The organism is Archaeoglobaceae archaeon (assembly GCA_038734275.1).
Taxonomy (GTDB): domain Archaea; phylum Halobacteriota; class Archaeoglobi; order Archaeoglobales; family Archaeoglobaceae; genus WYZ-LMO2.
Genome location: JAVYOO010000003.1, coordinates 25,341 through 39,952 on the forward strand (window position 1 = coordinate 25,341; position 14,612 = coordinate 39,952).

The following is a 14,612-nucleotide window of genomic DNA, read 5'->3' on the forward strand; positions in this document are numbered from 1 at the left end:
CAAAACCATACACCCTCCAGCAAGTTGATGATCCTCGAATAGAGCAACCAGTCCAGCTCTATATCTCAGGGCTTCTCGAAGAAAAGATTCTGTCTACCTTACAAGCCCTCTGGGAAGAGATACCGGAACGACCTTTCTCTTACATATTCATTTATACGATTGTATATAAGACCCATGTCTTTACACCTGAAAGCCTTGTCTTTTACTACAAGTAGGAAGCCAGAGCTTGACAGAAACCGGAAAAGGACTTTCCTTTGTGGACTCAGTTCAACAAAGATCCTTGGCTTGTGAAGTTCTGTTATGAAGAAAGCGAACGGAATACGTTTAACCATAAGATCGGTTCCATGATCTTCACGGGTAATTAAAATATTCATGGAAAGAGTTTTAAAGACTTATAAAAAATTCTTTTATGGCGATCAGGATCACAATCAGGGGCAGGGTTCACGACGTTGGCTATCGCCTGTTTCTTCTTGAAGAAGCCGATTCGCTTTTCATCCCATGCTTCGATGTAAGAAATGTTAAAATCGATGGGAAAGAAGCTTTAATCGTTCTCATTGACGGCGAAAAGGAGCAGCTGGAGCAGTTCGTTGAATTCGTGAAAAGCAATAAACCAGAAATGGCTGTGGTAGAGGAGATAAGCGTTGAGGAGTTCAAAGGCAGAGTTAGAGACATTGAGAAGTGCAGAGCGAGCTTCAACACTTCGCAGCTTTCGAAGATTGTCCAGGTTGGAGTTAAGATGCTTGAAAGGCAGGATTTGATGCTGCAAAAACAGGACGAGACGATTAAGAAAATAGAGGAAGTTGGAAAGAAAGTTGATCAGACAAGAGAGGAACTCGGAAGGAAAATAGAGGAAGTGGGAAGGAAAGTGGATCAGACAAGGGAGGAACTCGGAAAGAAGCTCGATGAGACGAATGAGAAGCTTGAAATACTGAGATCTGATTTCAGGGATTATCTGGAAACAAACCTTAAGGAAATAAATTCGAGGATTTCAAGAATTGAGGATGCTTTGAGAAGGCCGGAATAATGTAGTTTTTAACGTTTGTCGTTCGAAAATATCGGAATGCCACGAATCATGGACCGGTGGGGATTTGAACCCCAGGCCTCCGCCATGCCAAGACGGCGCTCTACCAGCTGAGCTACCGGCCCGACATGCTGTCTTGCTGTCTTGGGGTTAAAAATACTTTCGAGTTTAGCAGTTTAGCAATTCGACATTCTTAAACTCAGTATCATTTTTAGTATCTAAAAACCAGGATTTGGGTTTTAGAGTATTAAATAAACTCTATTTCAGGTGTTCGCTCGAGCCTCATCCTTTTTGTCCCGTATGCAATCATAGAAGATCAAATCACTTAGATAAGTAATCGTTCTTTTTAGCAAAATTTTTTACTCTTGAGTTACCAAGAAGTTAGTCTTTATGAAAGCGAGGGAGAAACTATTCATCATCGCGATTCCAGTCGCTCTGTTGTTGTTTCTGGTTCTGAGCTATTCCACAATTTCAATAGAGAGATTCAACGGAAAATCTTGCAAAAATTTATGCAAAAGAAAAAATAGAAATTTTAAATAAAATTCTTGACATGGACTGGGCTTTTTGGGACGATACGTATGAATTCATTAAGAGCAAAGATCAAGAGTATATAATCTCCAACCTTGGTGAAAGCGGTTTTAGAAACTCGAGAATAAATCTAATGGTCTTTTTCGATGATAATGGAAGTGTTGTTTATTCAAAGTTCTACGATGCAAACTGGGAAGAAAAGGAAATTCCTCGATTGTTTTTTAGCCGTGAATTGATAAACAAAACGGGTTTTTTAGAATTTGATGGCAGTATCGTTGCCATATCCTCGAAACCAATTTTAAAGAGCGACTTAAGTGGAGAACCAAGAGGCTATCTTTTAGTGGGTAGAATATTTGACGAAAAATGGATGAGCGAAATCGGAGGAGTTCTTAATGCACGAGTCCTTATCGGGCAAAATATTCCCGAAAGCTATGGAAAGGTTATCACTGCAAAATTTACACTTAGAGATATACTCGGAAGAGAGATAGATCTCGAAATCGAAACACTAAATCCATACTACTCGGCTCATATTCAAAACATCCTTCTTTTTATTTTCTCCTTCTCTGTTATTACTTTCTCTTTTTATCTAATCGCAATCTTTGCTGTGGACAGATCTCTGATATCGAGAATTTTAAAACTCGATAAATTTGTTAGCAGTGCCAAACCAGGAGATAAGATTGAGTTGAAAGGGGTTGAAGAACTGGAAAATCTTGCTGAAAGTATAACCTCTATGCTACAGAGAGTTGCAAAGGATGAGGAAGAGATCAGATTCTTACTCAGGATTCTGAGGCACGATCTCGCAAACATTCTTACAACTTTGAGTATGCATATTGACGCTTGCAAAACCGAGATGAGCTTGGAGAACCTCGAAAGAGCAGAAAAACAGCTTGATAGAGCGATGGATATTATTAGTATTATAAAAAAGCTTGAAGGCGGAGAATTGAAGGCGATGCGCATCGGAGAGGTTATCGAAAAATTACGGGACAAATTCCCGATCCAGATTGAAACAAGGGGTGATGCTGAAGTATTAGCTGATGAGGGCATCTATGTGGTTTTTAGCAATTTGATTGAGAATGCGATAAGACATGGAAAAGCCAGCAAAGTTGTTGTAGAGGTTTTAAAAAATGATGAAATCTTAATAGAGGTTTGCGACAACGGTAAAGGTTTTTCGAAGACTGTAAGAGAGAAGGTATTCAAGGAAATTTACACAGAAGGAGGTTCGGGGGTTGGACTATTCATAGTGAAAAAACTCGTGGAAAAGTATCGTGGCAGAGTTGAACTTATCGATTCAGATACGATAGCAATGAGATTTCCTAACCCTAAAGTAGCAGTGGACTCACGAAACACAAAAGCCTGAAATTTCATTTTTCACTAAGTTTTTAATCTGAGAGCTGAATGCAATTCTATGATTGCTGACGTTTACATCGAGCTGAAAGAAGGTGTTGCAGATCCAGAAGGCGAATCAACTCTCAAAGCTTTGCGATTGCTCGGATTTAAGAGGGTTAAAAAGGTTTCAACCGTAAAGGTGTTTCGAATAGAGATCGATGCAAAAAATAAGGAAGAAGCTGAAAAGGAAATAAGAGAAATGTGCGAAAAGCTCCTTGCAAATCCCGTAATCCAGAAGTTCAGGATTAACTGGATCGGGTGATTTGATGTTTAAAAAAGTCGATGTTCCATTTGAGCTTTACGAGGTTGAATTAATCAAGGCAAAGGATGAAGAGCTTGTTGAGATAAGCGAAAAGATGGGTTTAGGGCTGAATCTGGAGGAAATGAAGCTCATCAGAGAATACTTTAAAAGAAAGGGCAGAAATCCTTATGATATCGAATTGCAATCTCTTGGGCAGGCATGGAGTGAGCATTGCTGTTATAAAAGCTCAAAGTATTTCCTGAAGCAGTTTTTGGTCGACGATTACTCACGTTATCCATACGTGATTTCTGCAATCAAGGAAGATGCGGGAGTTGTTGAATTCGACGAAGAGTATGCCTATGTGATAAAGATCGAAAGTCATAATCATCCCTCAGCTATAGAGCCATATGGAGGTGCTGCTACTGGGATTGGTGGTATAATTAGAGATGTTCTTTGTATGGGTGCACAGCCAATAGCCTTGATTGATCCGCTGTTCTTTGCTAATCTCGATACACCATACGAGAAACTGCCCAAAGGTGTAAGACACCCACAGTATCTGCTCAGCGGGGTTGTTTCTGGTATAAGGGATTACGGAAACCGGGTTGGCATTCCCACGGTTTCAGGAATGGTTTTCTTTGATGAGGCATATTTAACCAACTGCATCGTAAATGTGGGCTGTGTTGGCATTGCTAAAAAGGACAAAATTGTTCCAAGCAAAGCGGGAAATGTTGGAGATCTTTTTGTTCTTGTTGGTGGAAAAACAGGTAGAGATGGAATCCATGGCGTCACCTTTGCCTCAGCAGAGCTTAGCGAAGAAAGCGAGGAGGAAAGAAGTGCGGTTCAGCTTGGTAATCCGATAATTAAAGAGCCTTTGATCCATGCCTGTCTCGAAGTCGTTGAGAAGGGGCTTATAACTGGGCTGAAGGATCTTGGTGGCGGAGGATTGAGTTGTGTAGTCGGAGAAATGGCTTTTTCAGCTGGATTCGGTGCAGAGATCCATCTTGATAAGGTTCCGCTTAAAGAAGAGGGCATGGCTCCTTGGGAAATATGGGTTTCTGAAAGCCAAGAAAGAATGATGCTCACGGTAAAACCAGAGAAGGTCGATGAAGTGCTCTACGTATTTCAGAAGTGGGATCTACCTGCATCGGTCATAGGAAAAACTACTGAAGATAAAATGCTTCGCATATTCTACAAGGGTTACAAGATCTACGAGATGGAGATCGAATTCATCGTAGGGGCTGTGGAGTATTGCAGAACTCACACTGCAAAGCCTATGCCAAAGATCGAGCCAGAAATTCCTGAACCAAGGGACTATCGTAGTGTTTTTATAAAAATGCTCTCACATCCGAATGTAGCGTGCAAGGACTGGATTATAAGGCAATACGATCACGAAGTTCGGGCTTGCACAGTGCTTAAGCCTTTGCAGGGCAGAGTTAACTTTGAAACCCATGGAGATGCTGCAGTCATGAAGCCAACGAAGTCGAACCGCGGCCTCTCGATTGCGGTAGCGATAAACCCATGGCTGACAAAAGCAGATCCTTACTGGGGCACAGCGAGTGCATTTGACGAGCTCATAAGAAACCTTGTTGCAGTAAATTCAAAACCGCACAGCTACGTTGATTGTCTGAACTTTGGAAACCCAGAAAAGCCAGACAGGATGTGGGAATTTGTTGAGAGCGTCAAAGCCTTGGGATGGATGGCAAAGAATTTTGGATTGCCATGCGTTAGCGGAAATGTGAGTTTTTACAACGAAACCAAGTTTTCAGCAATTCCTCCTACTCCAACGCTTTTAGGTGTGGGAATAGTTGATGACATTAGAAAGGTTAAGGATAGCTTCTTCAAGGGTGGAGCGGTTGTTCTTGTGGGTGAAACAAAGAAAGAGTTTGGAGGAAGCCTTTATTCAAAAGTTATGGGATTCGAGAGCTACAATGTTCCGAAAACTTCACCTGAGAGCTTGAAAGCTTACTCAAACGCTCTGCTCGACTCCTTCAATAAATTCGACGTTAAAGCCTGCCATGATGTTTCTGAAGGAGGAATTGCGGTTGCTATTGCAGAGATGAGCTTTGGACTGGGGATCGGATTTAAAGCCATCAGGAAACTAAACTTCATTGAGCTTTTCTCGGAGTCAAACACGAGATGGCTTGTTGAGATCGACGAAAAAGATCTGGAAAGCTATCTTGATTTTCTAAGGGGTAAAGGGCTTAAAGCAGAGCACTTGGGCTACAGTGAAGGGAATAAGCTTGACTTTGGAAGCTTTTCGTGCGATCTGGATGACGCTGAGAAAGTTTGGAGAACTGGAATGGTTAGATTTCTCGTCTGATTTTTTGGATGCTAATCACACTCTTATTCTCGGTTTTAATAGCCTTGATTCTTGCGAGAAAACTTGGAATAGGTTCTGCATTGTTAGTTGCTTCGCTTTTTCTTGGCTTCTCGACTGTTGGGTTATCGATAGACCTGTTTCAGAGTTACTTTCAGCTCCAAAGCTTTGAAGTCCTGATTTTGCTAATCCTAACATACTTTTTGGCTCAATCGATGGATCATTTTGGCTTTCTGGAGAGATTATCTAACTCATTCAGCTCCTCTTTCGGTGCCCTGAGCTTGGCTTTGATCCCTCTTATCGTGGGACTGATTCCTATGCCCGCTGGAGCTCTTGTCTCAGCAACGATGCTTTTACCGATGCTAAAAAGTGATAAAATTTCTGCAGAAAGGCTCACAGTTATCAATTACTGGTTTAGGCACGTCTGGACTACTATATGGCCACTGTATCCATCAGTCATTATAACATTGGCAGTTTTGGGAAAGGATTACGGCTACTATGCTTCTATTGTTTTTCCAATCTCTCTTTTTTCGTTTTTTGCGGGATTTATACTTTTAAACGGGCTCAAAGTTTCATTCAAACCGAAAAATTTGAGAGACGGTATTTTAGCGCTATACCCAATTCTGACCCTAATAGCGATTTATTTAGCCACGAGAAATCTTATTCTCGGAGTTGCATTGGCAATTGCACTGCTTTTACTCGATAAAAGACCAGATTTTTCGGATCTAAAAATGTTCGTTGCCAAAGCACTCGATCTGAGACTCATAATCCTTGTTTTTGCGGTTATGGGATACAAAAACATAATAGAAATTAGCAATCTCGCCCAGCAGATCTCCAATGAGTTGTCGAATTTACCAACTCCCATAATCCTGTTCTTGTTGGCTTTTCTCGTGGGCTTTTCAACTGGCATAGAGCTAAGTTATTCTTCGATTGTTTTGCCAGTTTTTCTTGGATCAGTTGGAGAGCCGAGCAATCTAATGCTTTTAGTTCTTGGCGGATTCGTAGGTGTTATACTTTCGCCTTTTCATCTCTGCTTTGCCCTTACGGTTCAATTTTTTAAAGCTGACATGTATAAGTGTTACTTGATATTACTAAAACCAGTTATAGTGCTAATTTTGGGAATCTTAGCCATTTTAGCGCTCCAATAGCTCGAATTAATAGTTTAGATTCCTTTGTTCGGCTTAAAAAGCTTTTTAAAAACTTATCAAACGATAGTTTTATATATTAAAAATAGACATCACAATATGTCCGGGCAATTTGGAAAGGAAGAGATTGTGCATCTCCATCTTCTTCTGTTTCAGATAAAAAAGTTTTTCGAGTCGGTTGGCATCGAAAACGAGTATTTCCACGAATACGATTCGATGAAAATCCTGCCCGTGCAGATTTTCAGGCAGAAGGTTGAGCATAGAGATGCCATAATGAAGCTCTGCTATGGCATAATGAAAGCTATTGGCAGAGAAGAAGAACTTGAAAGAGTTTGTCAGGCGGTTAAGGGAATTGCGATTGCAGAACATTAGGGGAAGTAGCGAAAATCCGCAGATTCCATATATTTTTTCCAGTTTGTTTCCCTTCTCTCTCCGCTGAGTATAAGCTTGATCGCCTCTTTAGCACCATTTTTGTTCAAAGGCTTGTTGTTATTACCGCACTGGTAGCTATAGGTGCATCTTGGGCATCCATCAACACGTTTGCACTCACAATTCTCGAGAATCTGAAGTGCAATCTCAAAACCCCTTTTAAGCTTTCTGAATAGGAGTTTGCTCAGTCCATTGCCTCCAATGGTGGCATCATAGACAAAAATATCCCCTTCTGGAGTTGAAATGCCACCCATTTCTCTGCTACCGCCTCCCGTTAAAGCGTTGCTTGACTCAATGAGCACGTGCTCAAGAGCATGAAAGCTCCCCGCGAAGAAATCTTCTTGCTCTTCGAATTCCGGGAAGGGACATGAAAAGACGAAACCTTTCGTCCTATAGGAATACTCCACCGGCTCATCAAGGTAATAAACGCTCTTTTTCTCTTTGAACAGATCACGCTTTATGTATCCGTAAACAGAGATCGTTACTTCAAGTGTCGTATAGATAGCGTTTACAGGCTCTTTTATGCTTTCTTCGATCTGAATAATTCTCGGAATCGAGTTGTAAAGTGGATCCGTTATTTCTTCGCCTTCAGCAGGCTCAAGCTCAGCGTAAAGCTCTGCCAAGTTCAGAGACTTTGATCTATACTTTCTGCCATCGTGGATTATGAGTGCATTTGGATAAAGTTCTTTGATCGCTATTGGCAAAACCCTCTCGCCAAGATCTTTGCCCTCGCAGATCATCTTCACCCTATCGCCAATTCCACGCATTGAAAAACTTCGAATGAAGCTATGACCTTTTTCTGTTACCGAAAGATAATTTCCAAGCTTAACATAGCCTTCAGAGATCAGATATTTCAATAGGGTTTGATCGATCTCTTCAGCTTTAGTTGGCTTCTCTACGATCATCGAGAGAGTCTGAAACTTCATAACCTCCTCGTTCTTCTTCTCAACGTAGCCATTTGCCTCATTTAGGAAGTAGTCCTTAGGATTACTTTTGTAAAAACTCGAAATCGGATCATCTGAGCGTAGCAAAAGCACTCCGATGCTTTCCTGCCCCCTTCTCCCCGCCCTACCAATTCTCTGCAAAAATTGAGCATAAGGGACGAGTTCTGAAAGCACAATATCGACATCTCCAATGTCTATGCCAAGCTCAAGCGTTGGCGTTGCAACAACCACCTTTAGCTTCCCATCCCTAAAATCTTTCTCGACATTGTCTCGGGCATCTTTCGTTAAACCACTTTTATGAACCGCTGAGTTGATTCCCGCTTTTCTCAGCATCCAGTTTATTGTCTCCACAGTCTTGTAGCTGTTTCCAAAGATCAAAATCTTCTTATGAGGATAAGAACGAACTATATCGAGAATTGCGGAATATACGCTACCGCATTCCCGCATTATGAAGTTCAATGGAGTTTTTCTGTGCTCTCCATGAACATGAATGAATTCCCTCTCAAAAAGCTCTTCTGCAAATTCTTTTGCATTGGAAAGCGTTGCAGAAGCGCAGGCAATCTGAAAATCTGCAAATCTTGACAGCCTTTTAATCAAATAATGCATGTTTGAGCCAAAAAAGCCTGTGTAGACGTGAAGCTCGTCAACCGCAACGAATACAATTTGCCTTGCAAAGGAGCGAAATGCGGGAGTGTTGCGGAGATGAAAATCAACCATGTCAGGATTTGTAAGCACGATGTCAGCTGAACCGCTGAGAACCGCTCTTCTCTCTTCTGGAGTTGAGTCTCCGTCGAATCGCACAGCCTTCAGTCCAACGCTTTCTGCGTAGTGTTTTATCTTCAGCTCCTGATCCCTGGCAAGGGCTTTTGTAGGATAAAAGACCATTGCCTTGCCTTCAGAAACTCTTTCAAGCATCGGAATCGTGAAGGCTTCAGTTTTTCCGAAACCAGTTGGAGCGGTGATTACGACATTTTTACCATTTCTGAGCAGTTCTATAGCTTTTTTCTGGAAAGGATAAAGCTTTTCAATTCCCCTGCTCTTGAGTGCTTTCTGCAATGCTATCGGTAAAAACTCAATGGGTTCAGTTGGGACTTCGTCGAATGGCTGGAAAACATCGTAAAAAACGATCGGATCATTGCAATCAAAAATTGGCTTCAAAAATTCCTTATAATTCCTCTTCAGCAATTCCAGATTTCTGTCCCTCACCGTGCCTCCGCAAATACACCTCTTCTTGAGCCTCTTGCACTTGGGACAGAAAAGATCTTCGAGCACGAAGTTTTTCGGTTATGAGTGGTAATAAAGTCTTTCACGTAACTTTTTTAAGTCATATGGCGTGCCCCTTCTGAGGAGAGATCATGAAATGTTCGGATATACTCAAGTTAGCAAGTAAATCAAAACTTCTCGACGATCCTTACGTTTCGAAAATATGGAAGCTAATAGATGACACTTCTCTGTTTAAAAAATCCCCAGACGCACTTCTTGAGCTTCGAAGAAAATTACTTCGAGAATGCTTAGACTTCTTTAGTAGGCATAGCGATTACTATGCCCAGCTTTTTGAACGCCTCGATCTAAATCCAAAGAATGCTGAATTTCAAGATTTAGCTAAACTTGCGGTTCCTTCAGACATCCTCCGTGGAGAGGGACAAAAGCAATTCCTGATCAAAGACGTCGAGAGCGGGGGCAAATACTTCTTCTCGAGTGGCACCACCAAAAGCAACCCAGTTAAGATCTACAGAAGCCCATTGGATTTGGCTATAATGATAAAAGCCAACACGGATCTTTTTGAGTATGTATATGGAGATGTTTTGGAAGAAGGAAAGGGTGTAGCATTATTTCTTGCTTCTCCAGAGCTTAGAGATAGGCTCAGCTTTGTCGCTTTCGTCGATTTGACTCTCGAAAACAAGAAAATACCGCTTTTTTACGGAATGAAATTGATCGATGGAAGCGAAAGTGCATGGCAGAAGCTCGAACCAGATAGGGAAAATATATTGAAATTCTTAAAAAGCAAAGAAGAGCCAAAATTGTTTTTCACAGCCCCAGCAGGAGTTTACCTCCTCTCTCAGAGATTCCAAAACATGGGAGTTCTCCGCAGAATTGTTTATAAGCTTTTATCTGGTGCACCACCCGCCAATCTTGGAAAGGGCGGAGTGATTGTCACGGGCGGTGGATCTAAGGGCTATGAACTACCTCCTTATGGAGAAATAGTGGAAGTTTCAAGAAAATTCTTCAAAGCCAAAGATAGAGATGGAAAGGATGTGCCAACCCCGTTCATGGATGTATTGGGCATGACGGAGACTTTAACCGCTTTGATAGACAGATTCGGATATATGGACAAAGTTCCTCACCCTCTCTCGCAAGTATTCTTGCTCGACCCGAAAACTTACGATTACATGGAAGAGGATAGAAAAGAGGGCATTTTGGGAATATTCAATCCATTTGTAACTTCTTGGCTTGAGGTATTTTATCCAGGAGATATAATGAGGACACATGATTCGAATTGCTACTATGGCAAGGAATTTGTTTACGTAAGAAGACTAACGGTTGAGGAAGGCTGGAGTTTGCAGAGAGCATGTGGCGGAACACTGGAAGAGATGATGAAGAGGGAGTAAAATGTTGAAGCCACTTGTTCCAGAGAATTCTGATTTTATAGAGAAAGAGGTAAATGGAGCAAAGACATTGGAAGTAAGCAAAAAAGCTCTGCAAAGTTTGATTTCTGGGAGCGGGAAAATCCAAAATTTGCTATCCAGAACTCCAATAGAGGATAGGCTTAGAACGATTTCTGAGTTGGGAAAAATTTGGCTTGAAAAACTTGAGCAAGGCTCTTTGAAACCTCTGATAAGCAGAACTTCCGCTCTAACGGGATACAGCGAGAAAATGGTGGAATTTGAGTTCTCCTTAATTCCCTCAGTTTTTGATTATAAGGCGCTAAAAAAGAATATTGAAGCATCTTTTGGCACCGAATTAAAGGCTCTTGAATCCTTTTTTCAAATAGAAGATGGGGAATACATTCGATATTTACCAAAAGGACCAGTCTTTATAATTGGATCTGGAAACTCCTCGATTCCCGCCTTAATACCCACAGTGATTTCCCTTCTAACGGGTAATTTTACAATCCTGAAACCGTCGGTTGTTAACTATGAAGTGATTTTCTCCGTTTTTTCCTATTTGAAAGAATTAGAGACAGAATTTGCAAGCAAAATGCTCCAAGCATTTGTTTTGAGCTATTTCACGCACAACAGCGAGTCTTTGAATTATCTCCTAACTGAGGCTAAGTTAGGAGTGGTTAACTTTTGGGGCGCGGGGGAGGCGAGAGACCAGATCTGTCAGCTTGTAGCAAAAAATCCAAATCGTCCAGAGATTCTCATAAACGGTCCATTGACGGGAGTTGCTGTGATTGATGAAGACAACTTCAATGAAAAAACTGCAGAAGCTTTGGCTAAAAATGTGGTGTTATACGATCAGCAACTTTGCAGTTCTCCAACAGTTGCTTTTCTTGTAGGAAAATACGAAAATGCAAAAGACTTTTTAAGGCTTCTGGCTAAAAATCTCGACAGAATCGGCATGGAGTTGCCTATGAAGGCAAGTGACTCATATATCTACCTGCTTCAAAAAGTAAAAAGGGCGTTAATTTTCAAGGGGGCATTTTTGGAATCTTCAAAAACCCCAGAAAACCCTTGGACTGTAGTTTTATCAAAGAAAACGAGTCTTTTTGAAGATCACTTCGATTTATATCCGGAATTCTCTATATTTGTGCGTAGAAGATTCATTGAAATGGTCCTTCTTGACGATTATTTCGAAATTGTGGAATGGGTGAGGAAAATACCAAAACTTCGATCCTACAGTGGCGTTGATGGAGTCCAGACAGTTGGTATTGCGGTTAAACCTGAAGTTAAAAATTCCCTATTAGAGGAGCTTGCAAGCTCGGTTCATCGAATAGTTCCAATAGAGGACATGTTCATGAGAAGTCCATTAGAGCCATACGATGGTATTCTATTTCCCCGAGCCTTTACAAAGCCTGTTTATTATAGAGAAAAGACAATGGTGTAGCTTTATGGAGAAAATTCTCGTTACTGGGGCTTCTGGATTTCTTGGTGGACATCTAACGAGAAAATTGGCTGATGAAGGATACAATGTTTTTGCCATGGTTCGAAAAACCAGCGATACGTCGCGACTTGAGGGAATTGATAAGAGATATGCGGATTTGTTGGACTACGAATCTCTGAAAGAAGCTACCAAAGGCGTCGATATAGTAATTCATCTTGGAGCATACTACACCTTCTATGGCAAAAAGGAGCTTTACCAGAAGATAAACGTTGAGGGGACGAAGAATTTGCTTGAAGCGGTGCTAAAAAATGGAGTTAAACGCTTTATTTACTGTAGCACTACCGAAGTCATAGGACCCGTAAAAAATCCTCCAGCAGATGAGAGCATGCCACCCAATCCAGAATACGAATATGGGAAGTCAAAGCTAAAAGCAGAGCAACTTGTGAGGAGTTATGCAAGCAAGGGCATTGAGTTTACAATTCTAAGACCTTCTGGAATATATGGTCCATACAATGTCGATGACGTTTCCTACTGGTTCATAACATCGTTTGCAAAAAATTCTCTCGCAACAAAGTTCATCGTCTCGAGCGGTGAGAATTTAATTCAGTTTGTTCATGTTTCCGATGTCGTAAATGGCTTCCTATTAGCAATTGAAAAACAAAATTCGGTAAATCAGACTTATATTATAAGCGAGGATAAAGCTTACACCTACAACCAAGTTTACAGGATCCTTGCAGAAATTTTAGGAAGAGAGGCACCGAAATTCCATATACCAGTTTTTATGGCGAAGGCTATGATCTTCCCAGTCGAATTGGCAAACAGAATTCTTGGAAGAGAGAACTTCATGTGGCATGTAAAAACTGTGGATTCCATAACCAAAGATAGAGCTTACTCGATAGAGAAGGCAAAAAGAGAGCTTGGATACAGACCAAAATACGATTTAAAGACTGGATTGAAAGAGACTGTTGATTGGTATAGGGAGAATGGTTTTATTTAGTTCTCAAGAAAATCACCACGATTTTGGTTAGTAGTAGACTCTTGCCAAAGTTCCAAAAAATCAAATAAGTAGCCCCGGCCGGATTCGAACCGGCGTCGCGGAATCCAGAGTCCCGCAGGATTGACCGCTACCCCACGGGGCTTCAAAAGTCTTTGGACTTTCGATTTATCAAAGTTTTGGTTTGCTTATTTTTCAACCGCCCTTAGCCTTATAACAAAAACTGTTCCTTTTGGCTTATTATCTTCAACCTTGATCTCTCCAGAATATCTTTCAACAAGTCTCTTGACTATGTAAAGCCCCAAGCCTGTGGAGGCTTTTTCACCATAGGTAAAGCCCTCTTCAAAAATTCGAGGCTTGACTTCATCTGGAATACCCTTGCCAAAGTCTGCAATTCTGATCTCAGCGTAAGTTCCAGACTTCTTTATTTTCACTTCCACTCGCTCTGTCTCAGCATGCTGAACCGCATTCTGGAAAATGTTCTCGAATATCACTCTAAGACCATCATCTGCGACGACTTCACAGTCCCCTTCAATGCTGATCGGAATGCCAAAACCTTTCGCCACTTCTTCAGCCACGCTTTTAACGCTCATTATCTTGAGTTCTCCCAATTTAACGACTTCTTCAAAGTTTTTAAGGTTCTTTACGATATTAACCGCCCTTTCGATCTGTGATCTTACATTATGGCAGAACGTCTCTTCTCCCGTGTCTTTGTAAATTTCCATGTATGTAAGAGCGGTCGTGAGAGCATTCAGCGTGTCATGGCGAAGAATTCTATTTATGAGCGAGATCATTCTTGAAAGCTCTTCGTTTCTCTTTCTCTCTTCTTCAAGTTGTGTAACGTCTGCAAATGCTACAATTCCGAATCTTTTTCCTTGCCAGATATCCGAGACTCCAAAGGCTTTTAGTATTCGGTAACTTCCATCTTTTCGCTTCACTCTGAGCAAATATGGCTCGACTGGCTCTCCAGATAGCCTTTTTCTCATTACTTCTCTCATCTTTTCCTTTTCTTCTTCATCAAAGAGCTCCCAGAAAATTCCGCGCAAAAGTTCATCCTTCGTGTAGCCTGTTGCTTCTTCCACAGCTTTGTTAACGTAAACAAATTTTCCTTCGGTGTAAACGATACAAGGCACAGGTGTTAGATCGACAAGCTTTCTGAACCATTCAAGGTTCTCTTCCGCAGTAGCCCCTCTTTCCTGAAGTTTACCAACGAATTTAATTCCTCCAGCAAATAGCAGTATTAAGCCAGATGCCTTAAGAATGCCCTCAACGAAAGTTCCAAAAAATTCTGGATCAAGAATGAACTCATCAAGCAAGTCGATGCCAAGTGCAAGAGTGAAAATCCCCCAGCCAAGAATTAATGGCTTGAAATTCCGAATTAAGAAAAGCAGAAAAAGTGCGAGTATGAACAGAAGCCCCTCAATAAAGACATCTTCAACATCAAAATTCATGTTGGGGCGTGAAAAGTATATAAAAGCCCAAATCCCTAAAATAGCAATCCATAGTCCAATTAGCGTGATGAGGATATTATTATCGGTTTTATTTTGCATCAAATTATCCCTA

Annotated in this window: 11 protein-coding genes and 2 tRNA genes; 9 read left to right on the top strand and 4 right to left on the bottom strand. The window is 41.2% G+C overall.

Annotation, left to right across the window (positions count from 1 at the left end; genetic code table 11):
- The first annotated feature begins 409 nt into the window (after window positions 1-409).
- The gene (locus tag QXI54_04755; GenBank protein ID MEM0302464.1) at window positions 410-1,024 is read left to right on the top strand and encodes an acylphosphatase; all 615 of its coding nucleotides are present in this window, start codon (window positions 410-412) and stop codon (window positions 1,022-1,024) included.
- Between the two features lie 49 nt (window positions 1,025-1,073).
- Here QXI54_04755 and QXI54_04760 read toward each other — a convergent pair.
- Window positions 1,074-1,146, bottom strand: a tRNA-Ala gene (locus QXI54_04760).
- 425 nt (window positions 1,147-1,571) lie between these two features.
- Here QXI54_04760 and QXI54_04765 point away from each other — a divergent pair.
- From QXI54_04765 to QXI54_04785, 5 genes are all read left to right on the top strand, one after another.
- Window positions 1,572-2,906 (top strand): CHASE4 domain-containing protein, encoded by a 1,335-nt coding sequence (locus tag QXI54_04765; protein MEM0302465.1) that lies wholly within the window; start codon window positions 1,572-1,574, stop codon window positions 2,904-2,906.
- A 48-nt stretch (window positions 2,907-2,954) separates the two neighbouring features.
- On the top strand, window positions 2,955-3,197 hold the full coding sequence (purS, locus tag QXI54_04770) for a phosphoribosylformylglycinamidine synthase subunit PurS (protein MEM0302466.1): 243 nt from the start codon (window positions 2,955-2,957) through the stop codon (window positions 3,195-3,197).
- A gap of 4 nt (window positions 3,198-3,201) precedes the next feature.
- On the top strand, window positions 3,202-5,496 hold the full coding sequence (gene purL / locus QXI54_04775; GenBank protein ID MEM0302467.1) for a phosphoribosylformylglycinamidine synthase subunit PurL: 2,295 nt from the start codon (window positions 3,202-3,204) through the stop codon (window positions 5,494-5,496).
- An 8-nt stretch (window positions 5,497-5,504) separates the two neighbouring features.
- Complete coding sequence (locus QXI54_04780; GenBank protein MEM0302468.1) at window positions 5,505-6,641, top strand: DUF401 family protein; 1,137 nt, start codon at window positions 5,505-5,507, stop codon at window positions 6,639-6,641.
- 96 nt (window positions 6,642-6,737) lie between these two features.
- A complete protein-coding gene (locus tag QXI54_04785; protein MEM0302469.1) occupies window positions 6,738-7,010 on the top strand; it encodes a UPF0058 family protein in 273 nt (90 codons plus the stop codon).
- Here QXI54_04785 and QXI54_04790 read toward each other — a convergent pair.
- Window positions 7,007-9,283, bottom strand: a complete 2,277-nt coding sequence (locus tag QXI54_04790) for a DEAD/DEAH box helicase (protein ID MEM0302470.1) — start codon at window positions 9,281-9,283, stop codon at window positions 7,007-7,009. The two genes, QXI54_04785 and QXI54_04790, sit on opposite strands and share 4 nt — an antisense overlap.
- An 83-nt stretch (window positions 9,284-9,366) precedes the next feature.
- On the opposite strand from QXI54_04790, the gene QXI54_04795 reads away from it, so the two are divergent.
- Genes QXI54_04795 through QXI54_04805 form a run of 3 tightly spaced genes read left to right on the top strand, consistent with a single transcriptional unit; the run spans window position 9,367 to window position 13,052 of the window.
- Window positions 9,367-10,620: a hypothetical protein gene (locus QXI54_04795; GenBank protein ID MEM0302471.1), complete on the top strand. Its 1,254-nt coding sequence runs from the start codon at window positions 9,367-9,369 to the stop codon at window positions 10,618-10,620.
- Window position 10,621: 1 nt separating this feature from the next.
- Window positions 10,622-12,058, top strand: coding sequence for an aldehyde dehydrogenase family protein (locus QXI54_04800; protein ID MEM0302472.1), 1,437 nt, complete (start codon window positions 10,622-10,624; stop codon window positions 12,056-12,058).
- A gap of 4 nt (window positions 12,059-12,062) precedes the next feature.
- On the top strand, window positions 12,063-13,052 hold the full coding sequence (locus QXI54_04805; GenBank protein ID MEM0302473.1) for an NAD-dependent epimerase/dehydratase family protein: 990 nt from the start codon (window positions 12,063-12,065) through the stop codon (window positions 13,050-13,052).
- Window positions 13,053-13,121: 69 nt separating this feature from the next.
- On the opposite strand, the gene QXI54_04810 is transcribed toward QXI54_04805, so the two are convergent.
- Window positions 13,122-13,194, bottom strand: a tRNA-Gln gene (locus QXI54_04810).
- Between the two features lie 43 nt (window positions 13,195-13,237).
- Window positions 13,238-14,599 carry a PAS domain-containing sensor histidine kinase gene (locus QXI54_04815; protein ID MEM0302474.1) on the bottom strand — a complete coding sequence of 454 codons (1,362 nt, stop codon included), beginning with the start codon at window positions 14,597-14,599 and terminating at the stop codon, window positions 13,238-13,240.
- Window positions 14,600-14,612: the final 13 nt, after the last annotated feature.